Origin of the sequence: Pseudomonas alloputida, from assembly GCF_021283545.2 — a bacterium.
In the GTDB taxonomy this organism is placed as follows: Bacteria; Pseudomonadota; Gammaproteobacteria; order Pseudomonadales; family Pseudomonadaceae; genus Aquipseudomonas; species Aquipseudomonas alloputida.
In genome coordinates this window covers 6,298,679-6,325,144 of the sequence record NZ_CP128540.1, presented here as the reverse complement: position 1 = coordinate 6,325,144, position 26,466 = coordinate 6,298,679, and the positions used below count along the sequence as shown (strand labels likewise).

The window sequence follows — 26,466 nt, the reverse complement described above, 5'->3', positions numbered from 1 at the left end:
TTGCAAGCGTGCCGCCCGTAAGCCGGGCGGCCCTTTGAAACGACTTGATAGCGTATGGAGTTGACCATGCAGCAAGATTCCCACACCCATGGCATCGACATGTCTGCCCTGGGCCGCAACAAGCAGAGCCTGCGGATGGCTGAAGAAACCGTGGCCATCGAAGTGCCGGGCCTGAGCCTGTTCTATGGCGACAAGCAAGCGCTGTTCGACGTGCAGATGAACATCCCGAAGCAGCGCGTGACCGCCTTCATCGGCCCATCCGGCTGCGGCAAGTCGACCCTGCTGCGCACCTTCAACCGGATGAACGACTTGGTTGACGGTTGCCGTGTGGAAGGTGCCATCAACCTGTACGGCAACAATATCTACCGCAAGGGCGAAGACGTTGCCGAACTGCGCCGGCGTGTGGGCATGGTGTTCCAGAAGCCGAACCCGTTCCCCAAGACCATCTACGAGAACGTGGTCTACGGCCTGCGCATCCAGGGCATCAACAAGAAGCGCGTGCTCGATGAAGCCGTCGAGTGGGCGTTGAAGGGCGCGGCCTTGTGGGACGAGGTCAAGGACCGCCTGCACGAGTCGGCGCTGGGCCTGTCCGGTGGCCAGCAGCAGCGTCTGGTCATCGCCCGCACCATTGCCGTGGAGCCGGAGGTGCTGCTGCTTGACGAACCGTGCTCGGCGCTGGACCCGATCTCGACCTTGAAGGTCGAAGAACTGATCTATGAATTGAAATCCAAGTACACCATCGTCATCGTGACCCACAACATGCAGCAAGCGGCGCGTGTTTCGGATTACACCGCGTTCATGTACATGGGCAAACTGGTCGAATTCGGGGATACCGATACCCTGTTCACCAACCCGGCGAAGAAGCAGACCGAAGACTACATCACCGGTCGCTACGGCTAAGCGCCGCTCGCGAAACAGGCACCTTGGTGTCTGGCACCGGGGTTGCCGGTGTTCGCGGGTGAACCCGCTCCTACAGGGCCGCGCTACCAAAGGACAAAACGATGATCAACAAAGAAAGCCTTACCCATCACATTTCCCAGCAGTTCAACGCCGAGCTCGAAGAGGTGCGCAGCCACCTGCTGGCCATGGGCGGGCTGGTGGAAAAGCAGGTCAACGACGCGGTTACCGCGCTGATCGAAGCCGACTCTGGTCTGGCCCAGCAGGTGCGCGAGGTTGACGAGCAGATCAACCAGATGGAGCGCAACATCGACGAGGAGTGCTTGCGCATCCTCGCCCGCCGCCAGCCAGCGGCCTCGGACCTGCGCCTGATCATCAGTATTTCCAAGTCGGTGATCGACCTGGAACGCATCGGTGACGAGTCGACCAAGATCGCCCGCCGCGCCATCCAGCTGTGCGAAGAGGGCGAGTCGCCGCGTGGTTATGTCGAGGTTCGCCACATTGGCGACCAGGTGCGCAACATGGTCCGGGATGCGCTGGATGCCTTTGCCCGCTTCGACGCCGACCTGGCGCTGTCGGTGGCCCAGTACGACAAGACCATCGACCGCGAATACAAGACCGCGCTGCGTGAGCTGGTGACCTACATGATGGAAGACCCGCGCTCTATCTCGCGGGTGCTGAGCGTGATCTGGGTGCTGCGCTCGCTGGAGCGTATTGGCGACCATGCGCGCAACATCTCCGAACTGGTGATCTACCTGGTGCGCGGCACCGACGTGCGCCACATGGGCCTCAAGCGCATGACGGCAGAAGTGCAGGGCACTGCTGTCGCCAACGGCGAAAAGGCTAATGTTCCGGGTGAATCTGACGATAAGTAAGGTTGCTCCCGAGCATCGACGCCCGGCCTTGGCCGGGCGTTTTCGTTTGCGGTCGAGAGCCGGCAGGCACCCGCGAACGATGTGAAGAAGTCCCGGCGTGACCAGGTTGTAGCAAGTGGCCATCATTGGCAGTAGGCTAGTCGGGATTCAAAAGGAGTATCGATGAGTAAAGTGAATGTGCTGGTCGTGGATGACGCCCCGTTTATCCGTGATCTGGTCCGCAAGTGTCTGCGTAATGCCTTCCCGGGTATGGCCATCGACGACGCTATCAACGGTCGCAAGGCCATGGCCATGCTCGGCAAGGAAGCGTTCGACCTGGTCCTGTGCGACTGGGAAATGCCGGAAATGTCTGGCTTGGAATTGCTGACCTGGTGCCGTCAGCAGCCTGCACTGAAGAACCTGCAGTTCATCATGGTGACCAGCCGTGGCGACAAGGAGAACGTCATTCAGGCGATCCAGGCGGGTGTTTCCGATTTTGTAGGCAAGCCGTTCACCAACGAGCAACTGCTGACCAAGGTAAAGAAAGCCCTGACCAAGATCGGTAAGCTCGACAGCCTGATGGCCATCGGCCCGGCGCGAGCCAACCCGGCCTTTGCCAACGACTCGTTGAACGCGCTGACTGCGGGCAAGCCCGAAGCGGTCAAGGTGGCGGCGCCGACACCGGCACCGGCCAAGCCTTTGGTCGCGGCGCCCGCACCTGCCGCCCCCGCGCCGAGCGGCCGTGGCCAGGGCCAGCTGCGCCTGGCCAGTGGCATGCAGCCATGTGTGATCAAGGCGTTGAGCCTGAAAGAGGCACTGCTGGTGGTACGCCGCAGCGAAGCGCTGCCACAGGTGCTGGAAGGTGCGGTGCTGGACCTGGAGCAGGGCGAAAGTGCCGAAGTTGCTCGCCTGAACGGCTACCTGCATGCGGTGGCGGCGCTGGAGCCAAAACCTGACAGCGACTGGTTGCAGTTGACGTTCAAGTTTGTCGACCAGGATGCCCAGAAGCTCGACTACCTGTCTCGGTTGATTGCCCGCGGCACAGCGCAGAAGCACTTCACCCCCGGTGCCTGACCCCGGCCCCGCGCCATGCTTTGGGCAGGAGCAGCACAAGGCTGCTTCTGCCCAAGCCCGAGTTGCCCCATCCGACCAACTGCAATACCTACCGTAAAACCCGCTGCTAGGCTTCGACAGATCATAACTGTCAAAAAGCCACTATCATGCCCGCGCGCCTGCTGCTGTTCTGTGCATTGCTCATGGCCTCAGCGTCGAGCCAGGGCGTGACGCTCTACAAGATCACCGACGATTCCGGTGTCATCTCCTATTCCGATCGCCCTGGCCCCGGCGCCAAGCCCTTGGTGTTGCTCGAGCCCATGGTCGAAACGCTCGAAGGCCAGGTACTGCTGAACGCGAAAACCTTCGACGGTGGCGTGAGCTTTTCGGCACGAAACGAGCTGCATGTGCCGGTAGAGGTAGAGTTGCGGCTGGACAACCTGGTCAACGCACAAGGCGGCGATGCCCCGCGTATCGTGCGCCGGCTGCTGCCGCCGCGCACCACGCAGATGCTCAGTGTGCTCAGGGGGCGGCCCGGGCTGCTGCTGAACTACCGTTCGACCCTGCTGCAGGCCATGGGTGACCCGGGCAAACGGCCCCAGGGCTTCCGCTATGCGTTCCCGTGGATTGGCGGGCCGTTCCGCGTCACTCAGGGCCCCAATGGCCGCGTCAGCCATTTTGGACCCAAAGGGCGCTACGCCATGGATATCGCCATGCCCGAAGGCACGCCCATCATCGCAGCGCGGGAAGGGGTGGTGGTGAAGACGCAGAACAGCCAGAGCGGGCGCGGCCCCAACCCCTCGGGTAACTTTGTCAGGATTTTGCACCCGGATGGCACCATGGGCGTATACCTTCACCTGATGCGTGGTTCGGTGGTGGTGGCGGAGGGGCAACGGGTACGGCAGGGCCAGATGCTGGCCAAGTCGGGCAATACCGGCAACAGCACTGGGCCGCACCTGCATTTTGTGGTGCAGCGCAATGTGGGGTTGGCGCTGGAGTCGATACCTTACCGCTTCGACAGGCCGATCAGCGGGTTGCCGGATTTCACTGCCGGCAACCCCTGACCGATTGGGCCATCAATCCAGCTTCAGCACCTTGGCCAGTACGATCTTGGGGCCTTTCATCTTCTTGATGATGATGCGCAGCCCTTCGACCTCCAGCACTTCCTCTTCTTCAGGCACGCGCTTGAGCGTCTCGTAGATCAACCCGGCCAGGGTTTCGGCCTCGATGTGGTCAAGGTCGATACCCAGCAGGCGCTCGACCTTGAACAGTGGGGTGTCGCCACGCACCAGCAGCTTGCCCGGCTGGTAGGCAAGAATGCCACGCTCGGTCTTGCGGTGCTCGTCCTGGATGTCGCCTACCAGCACTTCCAGCACGTCTTCCATGGTCAGGTAGCCGATCACCTTGCCATCGGCTTCCTCGACCAGCACGAAGTGCGCGCCGCCCTTACGGAACTGCTCCAGCAACTGTGCCAGCGGCATGTGCCGCGACACGCGTTCGAGTGGCCGGGCAAGGTCCTCCAGGTCGATGGTCTCTGGCAAGTGCTCCAGCTCAGCCAGCTCCAGCAGCAGGTCCTTGATGTGCAGCAGGCCGGTGAATTCTTCGCGCTCGGCGTCGTACACCGGGTAGCGGCTGAACTTGTGGCGGCGCACCAGGGCCAGGATCTGCTTCAGAGGCGCATGGGCGTCGATGCTGATCATGTCCTCACGCGAGTTGGCCCAGTCGACCACTTCCAGCTCGCCCATTTCCACGGCCGAGGCCAGCACGCGCATGCCTTGGTCGCTTGGGTCCTGGCCACGGCTGGAGTGCAGGATCAGCTTGAGTTCTTCGCGGCTGTAGTGGTGCTCATGGTGCGGGCCAGGCTCGCCCTGGCCGGCAATGCGCAGGATGGTGTTGGCGCTGGCATTGAGCAGGTAGATGGCCGGGTACATCGCCCAGTAGAACAGGTAAAGCGGCACGGCGGTCCACAGCGACAGCAGCTCTGGCTTGCGGATAGCCCAGGACTTGGGGGCCAGTTCGCCGACCACGATGTGCAGGTACGAGATGACGAAGAAGGCGACGAAGAACGAGATCGCCTTGACCAGCTCGGCGCTGTCCACGCCGAGATAGGCCAGCAATGGTTCCAGCAAGTGGGCGAAGGCGGGCTCACCCACCCAGCCCAGGCCCAGCGAGGCGAGGGTGATGCCCAATTGGCAGGCCGACAGGTAGGCGTCGAGCTGGTTGTGAACCTTGCGCAGGATGTTGCCACGCCAGCCGTGCTTTTCGGCGATGGCCTCTACGCGTGTAGCGCGCAGCTTGACCATGGCGAACTCCGCAGCAACGAAGAAGCCGTTGAGCAGCACCAGCAGGAAGGCAAAGATGATCATGCCGAAGTCGGCGAATAACGAGGTGAGGCTAATACCAGAGGAAGGGTCCATGATGGAGTTTTTACGGGGTCCGTCTTTGAGATAGAGAGAAAAAAAGTGCCAGCTTTTGCTGGCACAGGGGATCCAATGTAGCGGCTGGGGCCGTAAAAGCAAAGGGCAGCGGACTCATTGCGGGCCCAGTGGCAGCCGGCATGCCCGCGAAGGGCTGCGCCGCAGCCTCAATCTCAAGCCTTTTCGTTGGCCAATTGTGCTGGCGCAAAGTGACAGGTAAAGGTGCTGCCATGCCCCGGTACACTGCTGATTTCCAGCTTGCCCCGGTGGCGCATCAGCACATGCTTGACGATTGCGAGCCCCAGCCCGGTACCGCCGGTATTCGATGCACGGCTGGAGTCTACGCGGTAGAAGCGCTCGGTCAGGCGTGGCAAATGCTTGGCATCGATGCCCACCCCCGAGTCCTGCACCGACAGGTGTGCGCCCTGGGCATCGGCCCACCAGCGGATGCGGATGCTGCCTTCGTCCTGGGTGTACTTGACTGCATTGAACACCAGATTGGAAAAGGCACTGCGCAATTCCGACTCGCTGCCCTTCAGCTTGACGCCAGGCGCCGCTTCCAGGTTGATGCGCTGGTTGCGCGGCCCGGACAAGGCCTGGGCGTCGTTCTTGATGGCGGCGAGCAGGGCATCGACTGCCACCGGCTGGTTGTCCGATGGGTAATCGGTGGCTTCCAGTTTGGCCAGCAGCAACAAATCGTTGAGCAGGGTTTGCATGCGCGAGCCTTGCTGGCTCATCTGCTGCAGGGCGCGGCTCCACCGCGGGTTCACGTCCTCGACGTTGTCCAGCAGGGTTTCCAGGTAGCCGGTGATTACCGTCAGCGGCGTGCGCAGCTCGTGGGACACGTTGGCGACGAAGTCCTTGCGCATCTGTTCCAGCTGGTGAATGCGGGTGACATCGCGCACCAGCATCAGGTGTTCATTGTTGCCGTAGCGGGTGATGTGCAACTGCACTCGCATGCGGTCATTGATCGGCGAAGGGATTTCCAGCGGTTCGAGGTAGTTTTCTGCCTCGAAGTACTCTTTGAAGAGCGGGTGGCGCACCAGATTGGTCACTTGCTGGCCGCCGTCCTGTGGGGTCTTGAAGCCCAGCAGAGTCTCGGCGGCGCGGTTCCACCATTCCAGGTTGCCGTCGCTGTCGAGCATGATCACCGCGTCACGCAGCGCAGCGGTGGACTCCTGCACCCGGTCGATCACTGCCTGCAGGCGGCCCCGTACGCGCTGGTCGCGGCGTTGCAGGTGGTAGATGCTATCGAATACCTCGCCCCACAGGCCGTAGCCATCGGGCGGTGCTTCGTCGGGTTGGTGATTGCGCAGCCAGTCGTGCAAGCGCAGCAGTTGCTTGAGGGTCCAGCCCAGATAGAGCGCCAGGCCAATGGCCAGGCTCCAGCCGTAGTAGCCGCTGACCAGCCCGCCGATCAGGCAGACGGTAATCAGCAACAGCAGATGGCGAATCAGGGTTGCGTGCCAGTTCTGGTTCAATTGACGGTCCTTGTACAACGACGTGCAGCTTGGCGCTCGGGAGCTCGATCAGCTCTTGGTCGAGAAACGGTAGCCAGTGCCCCGGACGGTTTGTACCAGATTCTCGTAAGCTTCACCCAGTGCCTTGCGCAGGCGACGGATGTGCACGTCGACGGTACGTTCCTCGACATAGACGTTGCCGCCCCACACCTGATCCAGCAGTTGGCCGCGGGTATAGGCGCGCTCCTGGTGGGTCATGAAAAACTGCAGCAGGCGGTATTCGGTAGGGCCCATCTCGGCCGGCTTGCCGTCGATGGTCACACGGTGGCTGATCGGGTCGAGCAGCAGGCCGCCGACCTCGATCGGCGCCTCGCTGTCGCTCGGGCCAGTGCGGCGCAGCACGGCTTTCAGTCGCGCTACCAGTTCACGCGGCGAGAACGGCTTGGTGATGTAGTCGTCGGCGCCCACTTCCAGGCCCTGGATCTTGTTGTCCTCTTCACCCTTGGCGGTGAGCATGATGATCGGGATATCGCCGGTCAGTTCGTCGCGCTTCAGGCGGCGGGCCAGCTCGATGCCGGAGGTGCCCGGCAGCATCCAGTCGAGCAGGATCAGGTCCGGTTTGCGGTCGACGATGATCGCGTGGGCCTGTTGGGAGTTTTCCGCTTCCAGGCAGTCATAGCCGGCCATTTCCAGGGCAACGGCGATCATCTCGCGAATGGGCGCTTCGTCGTCGACGATCAGAATGTTCCTGCCTACCATGCTCAAAACCTCTCCTGGATTCGGTGTCTTGGCCCGCATTAGATAACGGAATTATTGCAGCTGTGTGACAGGGTGTTGGCCGTTCTGGCGACATTCCGTGACTGAACTAGGCTACAGAGGGCCGCTTTGATGGCAATCCGAACTCATTTCCCCCCCGAAACAATGGTGAATCCAATGACACGACATACGCTGAGCTGGATGGCCCTTTTCACTGCGTTGGCGCTGCCGGGGGTGGCGTTGGCCCACCATGCCATGGAGAAGGATGGCATGTGGGTCGATCATGCCGGCATGACCCTGTACACCTTTGACAAGGATGCGGGTGGCAAGTCGATGTGCAATGGCGAGTGCGCCAAGAACTGGCCACCGTTGATGGTCAAGAAAGAAGACGAAGCACCGAAGGATAAATGGACCCATGTAACGCGTGACGACGGTTCGATGCAGTGGGCTTACGACGGCAAGCCGCTGTATACCTTCATCAAGGACAAGAAGGCCGGTGACATGACCGGTGACGGCATGAAAGACGTCTGGCACGTTGCCAAGCCATGAGATAGCCGGGGCCGCTCTGCGGCCCCAAACTACTCAGCGCAACGCGTAATCCAGCACAACTCCGATAAACACCAGCATCCCCGCCCAGTGGTTGTGCAGAAATGCCTTGAAGCACGATTCCCGGTCCAGCTTGCGCGTTGACCAGTATTCCCAGGCAAAGCACGCCGCCGCACCCAGCAACCCAAGGTGGAACCAGCCACCCAGGTCGAAGCGGCTACCGGCCAGCAACAGGCAGCCCAGCGACAGCAGCTGCAGGGTCAGGATGATGCTGCGATCAGCGTCGCCGAACAGGATCGCGGTGGATTTCACGCCAATCTTCAGGTCGTCATCGCGGTCGACCATGGCGTAGTAGGTGTCGTAGCCTACCGTCCACAGCAGGTTGGCGATATACAGCAGCCAGGCGCCGGCCGGCAGTTCACCGCCAGCGGCTGTGAAAGCCATGGGAATGCCCCACGAATACGCCGCCCCCAGCACCACCTGCGGGTAGTAGGTGTAGCGCTTCATGAACGGGTAGCAGAACGCCAAGGCCACCGCCCCGAACGACAGCCAGACAGTGCGGCTGTTGGTGCACAGCACCAGCAGGAAACTCACCCCGACCAGAATCGCGAACAGTGTCAGCGCCTCGCGTGGCCGCACCCGGCCGCTGGCCAAGGGGCGGTCTGCTGTGCGCTTGACGTGGCCGTCAACCTTGCGGTCGGCAAAGTCGTTGATGCAGCAGCCGGCCGCGCGCATCAGCACCACACCAAGGCCGAAGATGAGCACATTGGCCAGGGTGGGTGACCCATTGCCGGCAATCCACACTGCCGACAGGGTCGGCCACAACAGCAGGTAGATGCCTATCGGCCGGTCCATGCGGCTGAGCTGGACGAAGTCCCAGGCCCGTGGGTGCAGGCGGTTGAGCGACTTGAGCAGTTGCAGGTACATCAGCGGTTTTCCTCCTTGGCCGCTTGCCACAATGCCGGCAGGAACACTTCTGCCACCAGCAGGTCCAGGCCGTTGCGCTCGAAGCGCGAGCGGCGGCCCCAAAGCGCCGCATGTGCAGCTTCGGACGGCAGCCAGGCCTGTGGATAAGTGCACACTTCGAGTGGATGACGGATGAACGCCTGGTCGCAGAACAGCAGCTCGCCCAGCGAGCGGCTGCCCAAGGTTTCCAGGTCCAGGCCACCACGTTCCAGGGCGCTGCGGCTGGCCACGCTGCGGGCGAATACCCAAGGTTGGCCATGGCCGCGCAGATACACTTCGCGCACCCAGCCTTCGGCGCCGGCAGCGATGCCCAGCGCCTGGCATTCGTCATCGCGCAGCGGCTGCCAGCCCTCGAACAACGGGGTGACGGAAAAGTGATCAATGGACAGACGGGTCAGGCGGCGGGTCAGCGAGCCCTCGTCGAACAGCCAGTCAAGGGTGGGCTGGTCGATGTCGGTCGCCAGCTGTGAATACGGCAGCCACGCGACAGCGGCTGCTTGCGGGGATTCGTACGACACGTCGGTATGCTTTGTTACAGCCAGAGAGGCGGCGAGCTTAGCATGATTGCCCCAACTGCTTGCATACTGGCGGCAGGGCCGCTACAAAGCCCCCACGCATTGCGCGCTGGCCCTGTGCGCGGGCAAGCCCGCCAGGCCTGCGCGGTCACTGTAGGAGCGGCTTGCCCGCGAAGAGGCCATCAGCAGCAACACAAGCCCCAGCCTGAACCGAGGAAATAGACCTGATGAAAAAGTGGCAATGTATTGTCTGTGGCCTGATCTACGACGAAGCCGAAGGCTGGCCCGACGACGGCATCGCCCCCGGCACCCGTTGGGAGGATGTGCCTGAAGACTGGCTGTGCCCCGACTGCGGTGTCGGCAAAAGCGACTTTGAAATGATCTCCATCGGTTAATCGAGGAAAGCACGACATGACGTCCCCTGTGGTAATCATCGGTACCGGCCTTGCGGGCTACAACCTGGCCCGTGAATTTCGCAAGCTCGATGCGCAGACGCCGCTGTTGCTGATCACCGCCGACGATGGTCGTTCGTACTCCAAGCCGATGCTTTCCATGGGCTTTGCCAAGCAGAAGGACGCCGACGGCCTGTGCATGGCCGAGGCGGGCGCCATGGCCGAGCAATTGAACGCCGAGATCCGTACCCATACCCGTATCAGCGGCATCGACCCGGGCCACAAGCGGCTGTGGATCGGCGAAGAGGCCGTGGAATACCGCGACCTGGTGCTGGCCTGGGGGGCGCAGACCGTGCAGGTGCCGATCGAGGGTGACGGCGGCCATCTGGTATTCCCGATCAACGACCTGGAAGACTACGCACGCTTCCGTGCTGCCGCCGCTGGCAAGCAGCGTGTACTGATCCTCGGTGCCGGCCTGATCGGCTGCGAATTCGCAAACGACATGAGCCTGGGCGGCTTCAAGGTCGACGTTGTGGCGCCGTGTGAACAGATCATGCCGACCCTGCTGCACCCGGCCGCTGCGGCGGCTGTGCAGGGTGGGCTGGAGGGCCTGGGTGTACGCTTCCACCTGGGGCCGGTGCTGACCCGTCTTCAGCAGGTGACTCAAGGCCTGGAGGCGCACTTGTCGGACGGCAGCGTGATCGCCTGCGACCTGGTGGTTTCGGCCATCGGCCTGCGCCCACGTACCGACCTGGCTGCCGCGGCCGGCCTGCAGACCAACCGTGGCGTAAGCGTAGACCGCGAGCTACGTACTTCACACGCCAACATCTTTGCCCTTGGCGACTGTGCCGAAGTCGATGGCATCAACCTGCTGTACGTGATGCCGCTGATGAGCTGTGCCCGGGCGCTGGCGCAAACCCTGGCCGGGAAGCCGACGGCAGTTTCCTACGGGCCTATGCCTATCACCGTGAAAACCCCGGCCTGTCCGGTGGTGGTTTCGCCAGCGCCACAGGGCTGCGAAGGCATCTGGCAGGTAGAGGGGCAGGGCAGTGACCTCAAGGTGCTCTGCCTTGATGCCGACGGCAAGCTGCTGGGCTACGCCCTGACCGGAGCGGCGGTGATGGAGAAGCTGGCGCTGAATCGTCAGTTGCCACCGGTTATGGCGTAAATAGCGCGCGTTCTGTCGGATTTATCCTGTTGTTGCCTGCACAATGGCCGCCCAGATACTGGCGCGGCCCCTGAGCTCGTGCCATTCTCACTCCCGTCTGCCGCAGATTAGAGCCTGCGGTGCCTTGAGCGCTGCTCCCAGAGGCAGCACGGCATAACAACAAGAATTCCGTCAAAGAGGCTTCACTATGCGCAAACCAGAACTCGCCGCCGTCATCGCCGATAAGGCTGATCTGACCAAGGAAAAGGCCAATCAGGTTTTGAACGCGATTCTCGACAGCATCACCGGTGCCCTGGACAAGGACACCGTGACCCTGGTCGGTTTCGGCACCTTCGAAAAACGTCATCGCGGTGCGCGTACCGGCAAGAACCCGCAAACTGGGGAACCGGTCAAGATCAAGGCCAGCAATACCGTGGCCTTCAAGCCTGGCAAGAACCTGCGTGACAGCGTTAACGCCCCCGCCAAGCCAGCCAAGAAAGGCAAGTGATCGCTCTCTGACAACCCCAGTGTCGGCCAAGCGGGCGCCCCAAGGCGCCCGTTGTGCTTTCTGCAGGCAAAATGTTTCGAACTTGCATAAATAGTTCTGGAAAAGGATAAACTGCGCGCCTTAGTCACTTTTCATTCGAGGCGCGTTGATGAAGTTCCGCTTTCTTCTCTGGGCCATGGGGCTGTTGATGGCCAGGGCCAGCCGTAATAACCCCGCATTCCAGCAGCAGCTCAAGGGCAAGGACCTGGTGTTCCAGATGCAGACCCTGGACGGCAAGGTCGCCCGGCACTTCATCGTCAACAACGAGCGCATCAGCAGCAAGGGCGGCGCGCACCCACAGCCGGCATTCGCCATTGCCTTCAAGGACGCCGCCTATGGCTTCGCCACCATGCAGGCGGGTAACAAGCAGCTGGCGTTCATGCAAGGGATTCAGGACAAGCACATCCAGATCAAGGGCAACCCGGCGCTGGTGATGTGGTTCCAGGGGTTGATGAAATACCTGAAACCAAAGAAGAAAGGCTGAAGCCCGACGGGGATGATGACGCTTTACCTGTGGGAGCGGGCGTGCCCGCGAAACAAGCGACGCGGTGCATGGCACCGGCTTCGCCGGTGTTCGCGGGCAAGCCCGCTCCCACAGTCCAAAATCGCGCCAGCTGTTAGAAATTGAGCAAGACAGTTGCTCCCGCAGGCTATGTGTTAATGCTTAATGCGGTGCATGGAACTGCGAAGCCAGCTCACGCAACAGGTTCTCGGCCTCGAGCACCTTGTTCACCACATCCTCGGCCTTGTCCCGGGTAATGCTCAGGCGTTCCAGCAGTTCGTCAGGTATCTCTTCCTGCGGCCCTGAGCCTATACCTCGCGAGCGCAGCAGGCGGGTGGCCAGGCACACCAAGTTGGGGAACGCGAAATATTCGCCGTCGTAGGCCGGATCGTGCTGGAAGCGCAAGGCAGTCGACAGCTCTTCTGGCATGTCCCACAGCTTCATCAGCCAGGCACCGATCTGTTCGCGGCTGATGCCCAGCAAGTGTTGCTCCACATAGGTGTGGTTCAAATGCGGGTTGACCTCAAGGTGGCGGCAAATCAGCGAGAAGTGCGGCGGGAACACGTGCGCCAGCAGCAGGTAGCCGAAGTTGTGCAGTAGCCCGGCCAGGTAGGTCAGCCCGGCCTCGGGGCGTTCTGCACGAGGCATGGCGCGGGTGAGGCCTTCGATGATCGCGGCGGTGTAGATCGATTGTTGCCAGTAGGGCGTGGCCTGCTGCGGTTGGTCTTTGGGTAGGCTCAAGGTCTTGCCCAGCGCCAGGCCCAGGGCCAGGTTGATCACCAGGTCGAAACCCAGCACACGCACGATGGCGTCTTCCACCGAGCGGATCTTGCCTGGCGAACCGTAGTAGGGCGATGCAGCCCAGCTCACCACCTGTGCCGCCAGCGCCGGGTCGGTTTCGACCACGCCGGTGATGTCGTCGATGCTGGCGTTGGGATCTACCCGCAGCTTGATGATCTTCTGCGCGGTGTCGGCGAGCGGTGGAATTTCGATGGTTTCTTCCAGGCGTTTCTGAATGCGTCGGGCAGTGAAGGCCTGGACCGCATCGGTGATTTCCCGGGTGTCGTCATCGGGGCGGTCGAGATTGGGGCTGATGGCTTCAACTTGCTGGCCGAAGCTGCTGGCGCTGGCCTTGGCCAGCATGCGCTTGAAGTGTGCGCGTTCGATTTCCAGCAACAGGCCGGCTTCGCCTGACTGGATAAAGACAGTTTCAGCGTCGAGCAGGCTCTTTTCGTACTGACATGGCGAGCTGGTCAGCGCCGGGATGCCCGGCAGGGCCTTGAGGTGGTGCTTGTCGAGCATCTGCTTCAGGCGCGGCACCGACACGGCGGTCAGCTTGCGCCCGGTCAGCTCGGCCAGCCGGTTGAGGTCCAGCAGGTGGCTCTGCGGGAACAGCACCATGAGGGCGCCGACCTCGTCGTCGAGAAGGACAGCCTGCACCCGCGAAGCCGCAGGCAGGTGCGAGTGTTCGACCACCTGGCGGTAGGGCACGCCGAGTTTGTCGAGCAGCAGCCTGATGACGGAGGGGGCGTGTGGGGTTGCGGTGTCCAGGGCAACTTCAGTCATGGTCCGTATCCACTGTATCTTTTAAACGCGAAGTATAACCAGCCTGCGAGCAAATCTGGATCCATTCTGGGACTAGCGTCACACTTGGCCATATTGTTGGCCGTGGCGCAGCCAGCGGTCCAGCAGCGGGCTGACGTGTTCCGGCCAGCGTGATACCAGAGCCTGGGCCGCGTCGCGCACGGCCGGCAGCAGGTCGGCGTCGCGCATCAGGTCGGCGACCTTGAACTGCAGCAGACCGGTCTGGCGGGTGCCGAGCATCTCGCCCGGGCCACGCAGTTCAAGGTCTTTTTCGGCGATGATGAAGCCGTCGTTGGTCTCTCGCATGATCCCCAAGCGCTCGCGGCCGATCTGCGACAGCGGCGGGTGGTACAGCAGCACGCAATGGCTCACGGCGCTGCCCCGGCCAACCCTGCCACGCAGCTGGTGCAACTGCGCAAGGCCCAGGCGCTCGGGGTTCTCGATGATCATCAGGCTGGCGTTGGGCACGTCCACGCCCACCTCGATGACCGTGGTGGCGACCAGAAGCTGCAGGTTGCCAGCCTTGAACTCGGCCATGATCTCGGCTTTTTCTGCCGGTTTCATGCGCCCATGGATCAACCCCACCTTCAGTTCACCCAGCGCACTGCCAAGCTCCTCATAGGTGCTTTCGGCGGCCTGGCAGGTGAGTTCTTCGGACTCTTCGATCAGCGTGCATACCCAATAGGCCTGGCGCCCCTCGGCGCAGGCGGCGCGTACCCGCTCGACCACTTCGAAGCGGCGGCTGTCGGCCACCAGCACGGTGTTCACCGGCGTACGCCCTGGCGGCAATTCGTCGAGCACCGAGGTGTCCAGGTCGGCGTAGGCGCTCATGGCCAGGGTGCGCGGAATAGGCGTGGCGGTCATGATCAGTTGGTGCGGGCACAGCTCGCCGGCCACGCCCTTCCTGCGCAGGGCCAGGCGTTGCTGCACGCCGAACCTGTGCTGTTCGTCGATGATCGCAAGGGCCAGGTGCTTGAACCTTACCTCTTCCTGGAACAGTGCGTGGGTGCCGACCACCATGGGTGCGCCGTTGGCGATCTGCTCCAGGGAGGCGGCCCGGGCCTTGCCCTTGAGTTTACCGGCTAGCCAGGCGACTTCGATGCCCAGCGGTTCCAGCCAGCGCTTGAAGGTAATGTAGTGCTGCTCGGCGAGAATCTCGGTGGGTGCCATCAATGCCACCTGGTAGCCCGCCTCCAGCGCCTGCAACGCGGCCAGTGCAGCGACAACGGTCTTGCCGGCACCCACGTCGCCCTGCACCAGACGCATCATCGGTTCGTGCTGGCTAAGGTCGTAGGCAATTTCGTTGGCTACCCGCTGCTGCGCGCCGGTCGGCTGGAAGCCCAGGTTAGCCAGGTATTGCGCCTGCAGGCGCGTGGCCCTGGGCAGTACCGGCGCACGCAGGCTGCGCAGGCTTTCGCGCAGGCGTTGCTGCGACAGCTGATGGGTCAGCAACTCTTCGAAGGCCAGGCGGTGTTGAGCCCAGTGCTGGCCTTCGGCGAGCTCGTCGAGGTCAGCGTCGGCCGGCGGGTTGTGCAGGTAGCGGATGGCTTCGTCCAGGGGTGCCAGCTGGTAGTCCCGGGCAAGTTCGTCAGGCAGCCAGTCGGGCAGGCTACGCGGGCCAAGCAGCGCAAGGCTCTGCTGGCACAACAGGCGCAGGCGTTGCTGGGTAAGGCCTTCGGTGGACGGGTAAATTGGCGTCAGGGTCTGCTCCACCGGTGGTGGTGGCTCGTTGCCGTTCAGCGCACGGTACTCCGGGTGGTAGATTTCCAGGCCCGAAGCGCCGGGGCGGGCTTCTCCGTAGCAGCGCAGGTGGGTGCCCCGCTTCAGGCCCTCTTTCTGCGCGTTGCTGAAGTGGTAGAAGCGCAATGTCAGCACACCGCTGCCGTCGCCCAGGCGCACCACCAGGCTGCGGCGCTTGCCCATGGTCACATCGGCACCACTGACCACTCCCTCGATAACCGCATCCTGGCCGGGACGCAGCTGGCCGATTGGCACCACGCGCGTGCGGTCCTGGTAGCGCAGGGGCAGGTGGAACAACACGTCCTGCAGGTTTTCCAGGCCGACCTTGGCGAGTTTCTCCGCCATCGCCTCGCCCACACCTTTCAGTACTGTGACCGGGACCTTCGACAGCTCACTCATGACTCAGGCCGGTTGTTCCGCAGGGTTTTTGGCGACCGAGCACAGGCGGATCGAATCGGCGAGGATCTCGATGGCCTTTGGCCGCGGGAAGCTGGCGCGCCAGGCGATGGCTACCGTGCGGAACGGTGCCGGTGCCGTCAACGGGCGCACTTCGATGACGCCGGGGGCATAGTGGTGGCTGTGCACTGCCGACAGCGGCAAGATCGATACGCCAAGGCCGGAAGCCACCATGTGACGGATGGTTTCCAGTGAGCTGGACTCGACCGTGGTGTGCCTTGAGCCTTCACCCCCCTTGTTCAGGGTAGGGCAGGCTTCCAGTACCTGGTCACGGAAGCAGTGGCCCTCACCAAGCAGCAACAGGCTCTTGTCATTGAGCATGGCGGTGTCGATGGTCTTTTTCGCCGTCCATGGGTGGTCGGCAGGCATCAGGGCGCAGAACGGTTCATCGTATAGCGGTAGCGTCAGCACGTCGGCTTCGTTGAACGGCAGGGCGATGATCACCGCGTCCAGTTCGCCGTTGCGCAGCTTTTCACGCAGTACGTGGGTGAAGTTTTCTTCGATGTACAGCGGCATTTGCGGCGCCACGCGGTGCAGCTGCGGGATCAGGTGCGGGAACAGGTAGGGGCCGACGGTGTAGATGGCGCCGACCTTGAGCGGAGCGGTCAGCTGATTCTTGCCGGCCTGGGCCAGCTCGCGAATGCCCTGGGCCTGCTCCAGTACTTTCTGCGCTTGGGCGACGATGTTTTCGCCGACCGGGGTCAGGCGTACTGCGCTTTTGCTGCGCTCGAAGATCAGAACGCCAAGCTCGTCCTCGAGCTTCTTCACACCGACCGACAGGGTGGGTTGGCTCACGTGACAGCGCTCGGCGGCATGGCCGAAGTGCTGTTCCTGGGCGAGTGTGACGATGTAGCGTAATTCTGTAAGGGTCATAACGTGCGTCCATGAAGTTGCGGGCCCAGCATAGCGGCTGCAATCGATAGACGCACGTTATCAGACTTGCCGAATTGTGACAGAAGCAAAAGTCTTAGCGGCGGTCCAGTGAGTAGACGAACGGTGCCACGACTTCAATCGTGCCATTGTTCAGCAACTCGGGTGGCGGCTTGGGTACCGTGCCGGCCCGACGGATCATTTCCAGGGTCGCCCGGTCCAGTGCGGCACTGCCTGAGCCACCGGCCATGGAGTACGACACGACCTTGCCTTCGGCGTCGACCACGAAGCGTAGGCGGTTCATGCCTTGCAGGCCGCGACGGCGCGCGTCTTCCGGGTAACGCTTGTACTTGGCAAGGTGGCGCAGCAGGTCGCTCTGCCAGGTTGGCAAGGCGTTGCTGTTGGACGCAATGCTCGGTGCCGGTGCCGCGGACTTCTGCGGTGGCGAGTTGCTGGGCGGTGCGTCCACCGTTTGCTCGGTGGGCGGTGCTTCCTTCGGCGGCTCAGGCTTTTTCTCGGGCTTGGGCGGCTGGGGCTTGGCCTTCGGCTTGGGCGGCTTGGGGATGGCGATCTTGGGCTTGGGCGCTTCTGCCAGCTTCGGCAACGGTGGTTCCTCGACCGGGGCCGGTGGCTGCGGAGCTGCCTTTGGGGGTGGTGGTGGCGCAGGCTCCGGCAACGGTGCCAGTTCGACCATCATCGCTGCCGGGGGCAGCTCGATGGCCTGTGGCACCGACCAGTTGAGCGTCAGCAGCACGGCGACCACGTGCACACCCAGCACGATCGCCAGGCTGCCACCGTAGCGCGCCATGTTAGAGCGCGTTTTCATCATTTCTTGGCTGCCGTCTCGAGACCTACCAGACCGACTTTCAGGTAGCCGGCCGCGCGCATGTTGTTCATCACTTCCATCAGGTCGCCGTAATCCACGCCTTTGTCAGCCTGGAAAAAGATGGTGGTTTCCTTGTCACCCTTGGTCTTGGCGTCGAGCATCGGGCCAAGCTGGTCGGGTGCAGCAACCTGATCGTCGCCGACATACAGCTTCTGGTCGGCCTTGACGCTGACGAACACCGGTTTCTCCGGCCTTGGCGCCGGTTTGGCGGTTGAGGCCGGCAGGTCGACCTTGATGTCGACCGTAGCCAAGGGAGCGGCGACCATGAAGATGATCAGCAGCACCAGCATCACGTCGATGAACGGCGTAACGTTGATTTCGTGGTTTTCGGCGAGGTCGTCGCCACCTTCGTTGAGATGCAGGCCCATGGCTTACCCCACTTTCACCATGTGCGGGGCGGCGCGCTCGCTACCCTGGTGGTCCAGATCACGGCTGACCAGCAGCAGTACCTGGGCGGAGGCATCGGACACCTGCGCCTTGTAACCGGCAATGGAGCGGGCGAAGACGTTGTAGATGACCACGGCCGGGATTGCCGCGACCAGGCCCAGAGCAGTGGCCAGCAGCGCTTCGGCGATACCTGGTGCAACGACGGCCAGGTTGGTGGTCTGGGTCTTGGCGATGCCGATGAAGCTGTTCATGATGCCCCATACGGTACCGAACAGGCCGACGAACGGCGCGGTGGAGCCGATGGTTGCGAGGACGCCGGTGCCGCTGCTCATGGTGCGGCCGCTGGCATGCACCAGGCGCTCCAGACGGAAGCTGACGCGCTCCTTGATACCTTCTTTTTCGCGAGCGTTAGCCGAAAGACGCATCTCTTCGAGGGCGTCGTGGACCAGGGTGTGGGCCAGGGTGCCTTCCTTGTTGGTGACCTCGCTGGCTTCTTTCAGGGTGGTGGACTTCTTCAGCTGGGCGATTTCACCACGCAGGCGACGCTTGGCGCCCATCAGCTCGAAGCCTTTGGCAATCCAGATGGTCCAGGTGATGATGGAGGCGATGGCCAGGCCGATCATGACGATCTTCACCACGATGTCGGCGTTCTTGTACATGCCCCATGGGGACAGGTCATGGGCCATGCCCAGCGAGGTGTCTTCGACCAGAGCTTGAACGCTCGGGTCTGCTGCGGCCGGGTTGCTGGCAGTGGCATCAGGCGCCGGAGCATCCGCCGGGGCAGCAGCAGGTGTGGCCGGGGCAGTGGCAGCAGCAGGTGTGGCGGCGTTGGTGGTTGGCTCATCGGCCATGGCCACCGGGGCCAGCACCAGGCTGAGTGTCAGCGCGGCGATGGCGCGCCAGGCGCGCGACGGGGTTGGCGAAGCGGAAGGTTGAGTACGTGTCATGCTGGCCGGACCTGATGAAGAAAAAAGTGAGCGTTCTCCAAGGCCTCGATGTAGGCCGAGAACAATTTGGCGGTCATTATTGCAAGTAATTCTTGTTAACAAAAGTAATATTGTAGCTTTTTTCGCCTATGGTCTAGCCGCCCATCGTGTAGCGTGGCCAAGCTGATCAATTGGTCTAGGGAGTTTAGAGATGTCAGACCTTTCCGTGATGGTGGTGGGTTGTGGTGATGTGGGTGGGCGTCTGGCCAAGCAGATGCTGGCTAAAGGCTGGCAGGTGAGCGGCCTGCGCCGTTCTGTTGGTCAGCTGCCCGCAGGGGTTCAGCCGGTTGCCGCAGATTTGGCCGAACCGTCGATACCGCAGGCCTGGCCACAGGGCCCGCTGGACTACCTTGTGTACTGCGTGGCGGCCAGCCAGCACGATGAGGCGGGTTACCAAGCAGCCTATGTCGATGGTTTGCGCCATGTGTTGGCCTGGTTGGCCGAGCGTGGCCAGCGCCCGCGTCGCCTGCTGTTCGTCTCAAGCAGCAGTGTGTATGCGCAGAAAGGCGGCGAGTGGATAGAGGAGGGCGCTGCCACCGAGCCTGAGGGCTATTCCGGGCGTGTGATGCTGGAGGCTGAACGGTTGGCACTGGCCAGCGGCATCCCGGCGAGCGTGGTCCGCCTGACCGGTATCTATGGCCCAGGGCGCGAGTGGTTGCTGAGCCAGGTGCGTCAGGGTTACCGCGTTGCCGAGGAGCCGCCGCTGTATGGCAACCGCATTCATGCCGAAGATGCCGCCAGCCTGCTGGCGTTTCTGCTGCAGGCCGATGCTGATGGCAAGGCTCTGGACGACTGCTACATTGGCGTTGATGACGACCCGGCGCCGCTGGCCGATGTGGTGGCCTGGCTGCGGGCCTACATGGGGGTTACCGAATGGTCCGATGAGCAGCGGGTGCGACGCACTGGTAGCAAGCGTTGCAGCAATGCCCGGGCGCGGGCGCTGGGTTGGGCGCCGGTATATCCGAGCTACAAGGAAGGCTACGCCGCCATCCTGGCAGGAAAAGCCTAGCTGGCAACTGGCGCGATGCCTTGTGGGAGCTATTGTCTTGCTTAATTTCTAAAAGCTGGCGCGATCCCTGTGGGAGCGGGCTTGCCCGCGAACACGGGCGAAGCCCGTGCCATCCACCGCGGTGTCTTCTTCGCGGGTAAACCCGATCCTACAGGGACCGCGCATCATCTCAGCTGCGCTCCAGCGTCCACTGACGCTTGCCCGCTGCCAGCTCTGGCATTTCATCCGGCTGTGCACGGTTCACTGCCTGGAAAATCTCCAGCTTGTCACCATCGCGCTTGATGATGAACGGTGCACCACGCTGGTTGCGCTCCAGCCACAGGCTGTCATTGTTGCCACCCATGGTCGCGCAATCACCCGCCAGGCACAGGGCGAAGCGGTCCGGCCCCGGTAGGCCGGTGACGTTGCCGGTGTCGCTGAAGCGCACGCTGGCGCCCTTGCCTTGGCCTTCGACGATCTTCCAGTTACCACCCAGGTAGGCCTGGTAAAGCGCTTTCTCGAAGCTGCTGCCCAGTGGTGCATTGGCTGCAGCCTGCGCCTTGGCGCGCACGAAGGTTTGCTTGGTGCCGTTCTGGTCGACGGCCAGCAGCTCGTCGCCATCGAGCGAAAGCTGCTCGGTCTGGCCGCCTTGGAAACGGGCCTGCCATTGCTTTTCATTGGCGCTCAGCTGGCCGTCGGCGGCCTCGAAACCATTGCTATAGCTAGCTTGCTGATTGGCCACGTCGAGCTTCCACTCGAACACTGGGCCGTGCTCATTCAGCGCCTGGCGCAGGCTGCCGGCTTTGACCGCCGCAGTGATGGCTTCCTGGTTGATCCAGATGCCGTTGAAATCTTCGGGTTTGTGGCTGGTGCAGCCGCCCAGTAGCAGGGCTGCCAGCGCGAAGGGCAGTGCTTGACGCATGACGGGGTAACCTTGCAGAGGAAGGAGGGTGACGGGCAGGGCCCGTCACCAGGGCATCATTCGATGACCAGGATGGCGTCCATTTCGACCTGGGCGCCTTTCGGCAGTGCGGCAACGCCGATGGCGGCGCGGGCCGGGTAGGGCTGTTCGAAGTAGCGGCCCATCACCTCGTTTACCTTGGCGAAGTGGCTCAGGTCGGTGAGGAAGATGTTCAGTTTCACGATGTCCTTGAACGAACCGCCAGCAGCTTCAGCCACGGCCTTGAGGTTCTCGAACACCTGCACGGTCTGGGCTTCGAAGCCTTCGACCAGCTCCATGGTCTTCGGGTCCAGAGGGATTTGGCCCGACATGTACACGGTGTTGCCGGCCTTGATCGCCTGCGAGTAGGTGCCGATGGCGGCAGGGGCCTTGTCGCTGTTGATGACGGTTTTGCTCATGATGACTCCTTGCGGTTGGCGGACTACGTACGCATGCGGGTGATGCGGACCACACCGGTCAGGGTACGCAGCTTCTTGATCACACGCGCCAGGTGCACGCGGTCGTGCACGCTGACCACCAGTTGGACCACGCTGATACGGCCGTCGCGTTCGTCCATGCTGATCTTCTCAATGTTGCCGTCGGCGGCGTTGACGCTGCTGGCCAGCAGGGCGATCAGCCCGCGCTGGTGTTCCAGTTCGACACGCAGTTCGACATTGAACTCGCCAGTGATGTCCTTGGCCCAGGAGAGTTGCACGCACTTTTCGGGGTTGTGGCGGATTTCACTGATGTTGCGGCAGTTCTCCAGGTGCACGACCATGCCCTTGCCGGCCGACAGGTGGCCGACAATCGGGTCACCCGGGATCGGCGTGCAGCACTTGGCGTAGCTGAGCACCAGGCCTTCGGTGCCGCGGATCGCCAGTGGGCCTTCTGGCGCCGGCAGCTGTTCGCCTTCGGCCGACAGCAGGCGGCGCGCGACCACGTAGGCCATGCGGTTGCCCAGGCCGATGTCTTCGAGCAGGTCTTCTATGAGCTCCAGGCGGTACTCGGCGAGAATAGACTGGATGCGTTCCTGGGGGATTTTCTCCAGGCTGCTGTCGAAGCCAGTGAGTACCTTGTTCAGCAGGCGCTCGCCCAGGCTGATGGACTCCGAGCGGCGCTGTTGCTTGAGCGCGTGGCGGATATTCGTGCGTGCCTTGCCCGAGACCACAAAGTTGAGCCATGCCGGGTTTGGCCGAGCGCCCGGGGCGCTGACGATTTCCACTGTCGAGCCGCTTTGTAGCGGTTCGGACAGCGGCGCCAGGCGGCGGTTGATGCGGCAAGCGATGCAACTGTTGCCGACGTCGGTGTGGACCGCGTAGGCGAAGTCGACGGCCGTGGAGCCTTTGGGCAACTCCATGATCCGGCCTTTGGGCGTGAACACGTAGACCTCGTCCGGGAACAGGTCGATCTTCACGCTCTCGATGAATTCCAGGGAGTTGCCGGCACGTTGCTGCAGTTCAAGGATACCCTTGACCCACTGGCGGGCGCGCGCGTGGCTGCCCTTGGGCTGCTCGTCGTCGTTTGACTTGTACAGCCAGTGCGCGGCGATGCCGTTGTTGGCCATCTCTTCCATTTCGCGGGTGCGAATCTGGATTTCGATGGGCACGCCGTGCATGCCGAACAGGGTGGTGTGCAACGACTGGTAGCCGTTGGCCTTGGGGATCGCGATGTAATCCTTGAAGCGTCCGGGCAGCGGCTTGTACAGGTTGTGTACGGCGCCGAGCACGCGGTAACAGGTGTCAACCTTGTCGACGATGATGCGGAAGGCATACACGTCCATGATCTCGTTGAAGGCACGGCGCTTGCCGCGCATCTTCTTGTAGATGCCATAGAGGTGTTTCTGCCGACCGCTGACTTCGCCCTCGATGCCGTCGGCGGCCAGGCAGTTGGCCAGCGAGTGCTCGATCTTGGCGACGATCTCTTTGCGGTTGCCGCGCGCGCTCTTCACTGCACGATGAATCAGCGACGAGCGCATCGGGTGCATGGCCTTGAAGCCAAGGTCTTCGAACTCTACGCGCACGGTGTGCATCCCCAGGCGGTTTGCGATGGGGGCGTAGATCTCGAGGGTTTCCTTGGCAATGCGCCGGCGCTTTTCGCCAGACAGCACTTCCAGGGTGCGCATGTTGTGCAGGCGGTCGGCCAGCTTGACCAGGATCACGCGGATATCGCGGGCCATGGCCATGGCCATCTTCTGGAAGTTTTCCGCCTGCGCCTCGGCCTTGGTCTCGAAATTCATCTGGGTCAGCTTGCTGACCCCATCGACCAATTCGGCCACGGTCTCGCCAAACTGCTGGCTGAGGGCTTCCTTGGCGATGCCGGTGTCTTCGATCACATCGTGCAGCATGGCCGCCATCAGGCTCTGATGGTCCATGTGCATGTCGGCGAGGATGCTGGCCACGGCCAGCGGGTGGGTCACGTAGGGCTCGCCACTGCGGCGGCGTTGCCCATCGTGGGCCTGTTCGGCGTAGAAATAGGCACGCCGAACCAGGTTGACCTGTTCGGGGCCAAGATAGGTCGAAAGCCGTTCGGCCAAGGCTTCTATACCCGGCATGGGTTCACCTCCTGCCGAGGAAGAGGGCCTTGCGCCGTACGACGTCGACCTGGCATCAATCAGACAGCCTCGTTGTTCTCGTCCTCGAACGCGGCGAACACCGGATCCTCGGTGACGATCTCTTCAGCGGCGATGAACTCGTTGGTGACGATGCCTTCGGCAATTTCACGCAGGGCAACAACGGTTGGCTTGTCGTTTTCCCACGCAACGCGTGGCTCTTTGCCGCCGGTCGCCAGCTGGCGAGCGCGCTTGGTCGAGAGCATGACCAGCTCAAAGCGGTTATCCACGTGTTCCAGGCAGTCTTCAACAGTTACGCGGGCCATGGTCTTCCTCAGTAGCAATTGCGGTGGGCGTGCAGCCCATTAATGGGCAGGCGGACTCGATAGTATAAAAATTCACCAGCCAATAGGGAAGCGCTGTTTTGCCGGGCGGTACCTGCAAACCCTGCGATGCCTTCTTCGCGGGTGAACCCGCTCCCACAGGGGCCGCGTAGCTTGTAGCGGCGGGTTTACCCGCGAAAGGGCCGGAACAGACACCCTCAGTGCATGAGCCTGACGATAACCTCAGAGCATCGCGTCACGCAACCGCGGGGTCAGCTCTTCGAACAAGGTCTGCACCGAGCGCAACGCCCGGCAATCCGGCCGGGTCAGCAACCACAACTGAGTGTCGCAGCCGGGCAGGGGGCCGCTGAGTGCATCCACCCCGGGCAGCGCATGCACCATGTAGTCCGGCAGTGCTGCCACGCCCAGGCCGGCCATTACCAACTGGGCGATGGTCGACATGCTGCTGCACTGGTAGCGCGGGCTCAGGCCCGGGTGTTGTTGGTTGCGCCAGACCACCGTAGGGTGGTCCTGCATCGAGTCGTCTGGTGCGATCCACGGCACGCTGGCGGGGGACTCGCTGAGGCGCTCGCGCCACTGTGGCTGGCCGCAGACTACATAGGAGGTCGAACCCAGGTTGCGGCCAACCAGGTGCTCCGGAGGTGTGTTGGTCAGGCGCAGGGCGATGTCGGCGTCGCGCCGGCTGAGGTTGGCGAAGGTGTTGGAGGTGCCCATCTCCAGCGACAAGGCCGGGTAGTTGGACATGAACTCGGCCAGTGCCGGCAGCAACAGGCTGTGCATCACCGCCTCCGTGCAGGTAAGGCGCACCGTGCCGCTGACCACCTGCTCGCCACTGGTCATGGCAATGCGCGCTGCTTCCAGCGCCTGCTCGGCACGTTCGGCCTGCTCGGCCAAGGCCTGGGCGGTGTCAGTCGGCAGATAGCCCTTTCGGCTCTTGACGAACAAGGCGGTGCCCAGCGCCGACTCCAATCGGCGGATCGAGCGGAACACGGTCGAAACGTCGACTTTGAGCAGTTCGGCGGCTTTGGCCAGCGAGCGGCCACGTTCCAGTGCCAGGACCAGAGAGAGGTCTGCGTGGGTTATCTGATATTGCATTGATGCACGCTCTGCTTGCCAAATTGCCAATGTCTGTTGCGTCTGGGCCATTTTATAGTGAAACGGCCCCCCGGAATCAATGCGCCCGGTCGGGTAACCAGTCCCCACGATGGGAAAGTGAAAACAACAACAGCTGCAACCATCGTCGCCCGTGAGGCGCCAGCCGTATCCCCACATCGCCGCAGCACATCAAAGGATGTACACCATGACGTCGGTAACCCCGTGCGCCAGTTCTTCCAGCGAGATGAATGACTTCCTCCAGGCCCATCCGGACACGCAGTACGTAGACCTGCTGATCTCCGACATGAATGGCGTGGTACGTGGCAAGCGCATCGAGCGGGCCAGCCTGCACAAGGTGTACGAGAAGGGCATCAACCTGCCCGCATCGCTGTTCGCCCTTGATATCAACGGTTCCACTGTCGAAAGCACCGGCCTTGGCCTGGACATCGGCGACGCCGACCGCATCTGTTTCCCGATCCCCGGCACGCTGTCGGACGAGCCGTGGCAAAAGCGCCCCACCGCCCAGCTGCTGATGACCATGCACGAGCTGGATGGCCAGCCGTTCTTCGCCGACCCGCGTGAAGTGCTGCGCCAGGTGGTGAGCAAGTTCGACGACCTGGGCCTGACTATCTGCGCCGCGTTCGAGCTGGAGTTCTACCTGATCGACCAGGACAACCTCAACGGCCGCCCGCAGCCGCCGCGCTCGCCGATCTCCGGCAAGCGCCCGCAGTCGACCCAGGTGTACCTGATCGACGACCTCGACGAGTACGCCGACTGCTTGCAGGACATGCTCGAAGCAGCCAAGGAACAGGGCCTGCCTGCCGACGCCATCGTCAAGGAAAGCGCCCCGGCGCAGTTCGAGGTCAACTTGCACCACGTGGCGGATCCGCTGAAGGCCTGCGACTATGCGATCCTGCTCAAGCGCCTGATCAAGAACGTCGCCTACGACCATGAAATGGACACCACCTTCATGGCCAAGCCCTACCCGGGCCAGGCAGGCAACGGTCTGCATGTGCACATTTCATTGCTGGACAAGAAAACCGGCAAGAACATCTTCGCCAGTGACGATCCGCTGCAAAGCGATACGCTGCGCCACGCCATTGGTGGCGTGCTGGAAACCATGCCGGCGTCGATGGCCTTCCTGTGCCCCAACATCAACTCCTACCGCCGCTTCGGTGCGCAGTTCTACGTTCCCAATGCGCCGAGCTGGGGCCTGGACAACCGCACCGTGGCCGTACGCGTGCCCACCGACAGCAGCGAAAACGTGCGCCTTGAGCACCGTGTAGCCGGCGCCGATGCCAACCCGTACCTGATGCTCGCGGCGATCCTTGCCGGCGTTCACCATGGCCTGACCAACAAGGTCGAGCCCGAGGCGCCGATCGAAGGCAACTCCTACGAGCAGCTGGAGCAAAGCCTGCCGAACAACCTGCGCGATGCCCTGCGCGCGCTGGATGACAGCGAAGTCCTCAACCAATACATCAGCCCGGACTACATCGATATCTTCGTGGCCTGCAAGGAAAGCGAACTGGCCGAGTTCGAAGTGTCGATTTCCGATCTTGAGTACAACTGGTACCTGCACACGGTGTAAGC

27 protein-coding genes are annotated in these 26,466 nt (G+C 62.5%); 11 read left to right on the top strand and 16 right to left on the bottom strand.

From position 1 onward, the window contains the following. Positions 1 to 66 precede the first annotated feature (66 nt). The 4 genes from pstB to LU682_RS29200 all read left to right on the top strand — a co-directional run bounded on the left by pstB (position 67) and on the right by LU682_RS29200 (position 3,868). Positions 67 to 900: a phosphate ABC transporter ATP-binding protein PstB gene (pstB, locus tag LU682_RS29215; RefSeq protein WP_003253327.1), complete on the top strand. Its 834-nt coding sequence runs from the start codon at positions 67 to 69 to the stop codon at positions 898 to 900. A 101-nt stretch (positions 901 to 1,001) separates the two neighbouring features. Continuing rightward, entirely contained in the window at positions 1,002 to 1,772 is a 771-nt protein-coding gene (phoU, locus tag LU682_RS29210; RefSeq protein WP_003253329.1) for a phosphate signaling complex protein PhoU, read from the top strand. A 162-nt stretch (positions 1,773 to 1,934) separates the two neighbouring features. Next, positions 1,935 to 2,825, top strand: coding sequence for a response regulator (locus tag LU682_RS29205; protein ID WP_010955816.1), 891 nt, complete (start codon positions 1,935 to 1,937; stop codon positions 2,823 to 2,825). Between the two features lie 146 nt (positions 2,826 to 2,971). Then, a complete protein-coding gene (locus LU682_RS29200) occupies positions 2,972 to 3,868 on the top strand; it encodes a peptidoglycan DD-metalloendopeptidase family protein (RefSeq protein ID WP_010955815.1) in 897 nt (298 codons plus the stop codon). Positions 3,869 to 3,880: 12 nt separating this feature from the next. On the opposite strand, the gene LU682_RS29195 is transcribed toward LU682_RS29200, so the two are convergent. The 3 genes from LU682_RS29195 to phoB all read right to left on the bottom strand — a co-directional run bounded on the left by LU682_RS29195 (position 3,881) and on the right by phoB (position 7,440). Next, a complete protein-coding gene (locus LU682_RS29195) occupies positions 3,881 to 5,221 on the bottom strand; it encodes a hemolysin family protein (RefSeq protein WP_010955814.1) in 1,341 nt (446 codons plus the stop codon). 173 nt (positions 5,222 to 5,394) lie between these two features. Next, positions 5,395 to 6,702 (bottom strand): phosphate regulon sensor histidine kinase PhoR, encoded by a 1,308-nt coding sequence (gene phoR, locus LU682_RS29190; protein ID WP_010955813.1) that lies wholly within the window; start codon positions 6,700 to 6,702, stop codon positions 5,395 to 5,397. A 48-nt stretch (positions 6,703 to 6,750) separates the two neighbouring features. Further along, a complete protein-coding gene (gene phoB / locus LU682_RS29185; RefSeq protein ID WP_003253341.1) occupies positions 6,751 to 7,440 on the bottom strand; it encodes a phosphate regulon transcriptional regulator PhoB in 690 nt (229 codons plus the stop codon). A gap of 174 nt (positions 7,441 to 7,614) precedes the next feature. Between phoB and LU682_RS29180 the strand changes: the two genes are divergently transcribed. Further along, on the top strand, positions 7,615 to 7,986 hold the full coding sequence (locus tag LU682_RS29180) for a COG4315 family predicted lipoprotein (RefSeq protein ID WP_020190123.1): 372 nt from the start codon (positions 7,615 to 7,617) through the stop codon (positions 7,984 to 7,986). A gap of 33 nt (positions 7,987 to 8,019) precedes the next feature. On the opposite strand, the gene ubiA is transcribed toward LU682_RS29180, so the two are convergent. Further along, positions 8,020 to 8,910: a 4-hydroxybenzoate octaprenyltransferase gene (gene ubiA / locus LU682_RS29175; protein WP_004575206.1), complete on the bottom strand. Its 891-nt coding sequence runs from the start codon at positions 8,908 to 8,910 to the stop codon at positions 8,020 to 8,022. Further along, positions 8,910 to 9,467, bottom strand: coding sequence for a chorismate--pyruvate lyase family protein (locus LU682_RS29170; RefSeq protein ID WP_010955810.1), 558 nt, complete (start codon positions 9,465 to 9,467; stop codon positions 8,910 to 8,912). Before LU682_RS29170 ends, ubiA begins: the two co-directional genes overlap by 1 nt. A 224-nt stretch (positions 9,468 to 9,691) precedes the next feature. Here LU682_RS29170 and LU682_RS29165 point away from each other — a divergent pair, with 224 nt between their 5' ends. The 4 genes from LU682_RS29165 to LU682_RS29150 all read left to right on the top strand — a co-directional run bounded on the left by LU682_RS29165 (position 9,692) and on the right by LU682_RS29150 (position 12,034). Then, complete coding sequence (locus tag LU682_RS29165; RefSeq protein WP_003253349.1) at positions 9,692 to 9,859, top strand: rubredoxin; 168 nt, start codon at positions 9,692 to 9,694, stop codon at positions 9,857 to 9,859. 16 nt (positions 9,860 to 9,875) lie between these two features. Beyond that, positions 9,876 to 11,024: an NAD(P)/FAD-dependent oxidoreductase gene (locus LU682_RS29160; protein WP_010955808.1), complete on the top strand. Its 1,149-nt coding sequence runs from the start codon at positions 9,876 to 9,878 to the stop codon at positions 11,022 to 11,024. 187 nt (positions 11,025 to 11,211) lie between these two features. Further along, on the top strand, positions 11,212 to 11,511 hold the full coding sequence (locus tag LU682_RS29155; RefSeq protein ID WP_003253355.1) for an HU family DNA-binding protein: 300 nt from the start codon (positions 11,212 to 11,214) through the stop codon (positions 11,509 to 11,511). A gap of 148 nt (positions 11,512 to 11,659) precedes the next feature. Continuing rightward, entirely contained in the window at positions 11,660 to 12,034 is a 375-nt protein-coding gene (locus LU682_RS29150) for an SCP2 sterol-binding domain-containing protein (protein WP_010955807.1), read from the top strand. Between the two features lie 180 nt (positions 12,035 to 12,214). On the opposite strand, the gene LU682_RS29145 is transcribed toward LU682_RS29150, so the two are convergent. The 6 genes from LU682_RS29145 to exbB form a co-directional block, all read right to left on the bottom strand. Then, positions 12,215 to 13,618 carry an aminoacyl-tRNA deacylase and HDOD domain-containing protein gene (locus tag LU682_RS29145; protein WP_010955806.1) on the bottom strand — a complete coding sequence of 468 codons (1,404 nt, stop codon included), beginning with the start codon at positions 13,616 to 13,618 and terminating at the stop codon, positions 12,215 to 12,217. 78 nt (positions 13,619 to 13,696) lie between these two features. Beyond that, complete coding sequence (gene recG, locus LU682_RS29140) at positions 13,697 to 15,775, bottom strand: ATP-dependent DNA helicase RecG (protein ID WP_010955805.1); 2,079 nt, start codon at positions 15,773 to 15,775, stop codon at positions 13,697 to 13,699. 3 nt (positions 15,776 to 15,778) lie between these two features. Next, on the bottom strand, positions 15,779 to 16,705 hold the full coding sequence (locus LU682_RS29135; protein WP_003253362.1) for a hydrogen peroxide-inducible genes activator: 927 nt from the start codon (positions 16,703 to 16,705) through the stop codon (positions 15,779 to 15,781). A 94-nt stretch (positions 16,706 to 16,799) separates the two neighbouring features. After that, a complete protein-coding gene (locus tag LU682_RS29130; RefSeq protein WP_010955804.1) occupies positions 16,800 to 17,531 on the bottom strand; it encodes an energy transducer TonB in 732 nt (243 codons plus the stop codon). Beyond that, positions 17,528 to 17,956 (bottom strand): TonB system transport protein ExbD, encoded by a 429-nt coding sequence (gene exbD / locus LU682_RS29125; RefSeq protein WP_003253367.1) that lies wholly within the window; start codon positions 17,954 to 17,956, stop codon positions 17,528 to 17,530. The genes LU682_RS29130 and exbD overlap by 4 nt, the downstream gene beginning before the upstream one ends. 3 nt (positions 17,957 to 17,959) lie before the next feature. Next, the gene (gene exbB, locus LU682_RS29120) at positions 17,960 to 18,922 is read right to left on the bottom strand and encodes a tonB-system energizer ExbB (RefSeq protein WP_010955803.1); all 963 of its coding nucleotides are present in this window, start codon (positions 18,920 to 18,922) and stop codon (positions 17,960 to 17,962) included. Between the two features lie 190 nt (positions 18,923 to 19,112). Between exbB and LU682_RS29115 the strand changes: the two genes are divergently transcribed. After that, a complete protein-coding gene (locus LU682_RS29115; RefSeq protein WP_010955802.1) occupies positions 19,113 to 19,970 on the top strand; it encodes an SDR family oxidoreductase in 858 nt (285 codons plus the stop codon). Between the two features lie 169 nt (positions 19,971 to 20,139). On the opposite strand, the gene LU682_RS29110 is transcribed toward LU682_RS29115, so the two are convergent. From LU682_RS29110 to LU682_RS29090, 5 genes are all read right to left on the bottom strand, one after another. Continuing rightward, positions 20,140 to 20,871, bottom strand: coding sequence for a lipoprotein (locus tag LU682_RS29110; RefSeq protein WP_010955801.1), 732 nt, complete (start codon positions 20,869 to 20,871; stop codon positions 20,140 to 20,142). Positions 20,872 to 20,927: 56 nt separating this feature from the next. Further along, on the bottom strand, positions 20,928 to 21,308 hold the full coding sequence (locus tag LU682_RS29105) for a RidA family protein (RefSeq protein ID WP_009684531.1): 381 nt from the start codon (positions 21,306 to 21,308) through the stop codon (positions 20,928 to 20,930). Between the two features lie 23 nt (positions 21,309 to 21,331). Further along, positions 21,332 to 23,440: a bifunctional GTP diphosphokinase/guanosine-3',5'-bis pyrophosphate 3'-pyrophosphohydrolase gene (spoT, locus tag LU682_RS29100; protein ID WP_010955800.1), complete on the bottom strand. Its 2,109-nt coding sequence runs from the start codon at positions 23,438 to 23,440 to the stop codon at positions 21,332 to 21,334. A gap of 59 nt (positions 23,441 to 23,499) precedes the next feature. Next, positions 23,500 to 23,763 carry a DNA-directed RNA polymerase subunit omega gene (rpoZ, locus tag LU682_RS29095; RefSeq protein ID WP_003253383.1) on the bottom strand — a complete coding sequence of 88 codons (264 nt, stop codon included), beginning with the start codon at positions 23,761 to 23,763 and terminating at the stop codon, positions 23,500 to 23,502. 240 nt (positions 23,764 to 24,003) lie between these two features. Further along, entirely contained in the window at positions 24,004 to 24,876 is an 873-nt protein-coding gene (locus LU682_RS29090; RefSeq protein ID WP_003253385.1) for a LysR family transcriptional regulator, read from the bottom strand. Between the two features lie 205 nt (positions 24,877 to 25,081). On the opposite strand from LU682_RS29090, the gene LU682_RS29085 reads away from it, so the two are divergent. Next, complete coding sequence (locus tag LU682_RS29085; RefSeq protein ID WP_010955798.1) at positions 25,082 to 26,464, top strand: glutamine synthetase family protein; 1,383 nt, start codon at positions 25,082 to 25,084, stop codon at positions 26,462 to 26,464. Positions 26,465 to 26,466 lie beyond the last annotated feature (2 nt).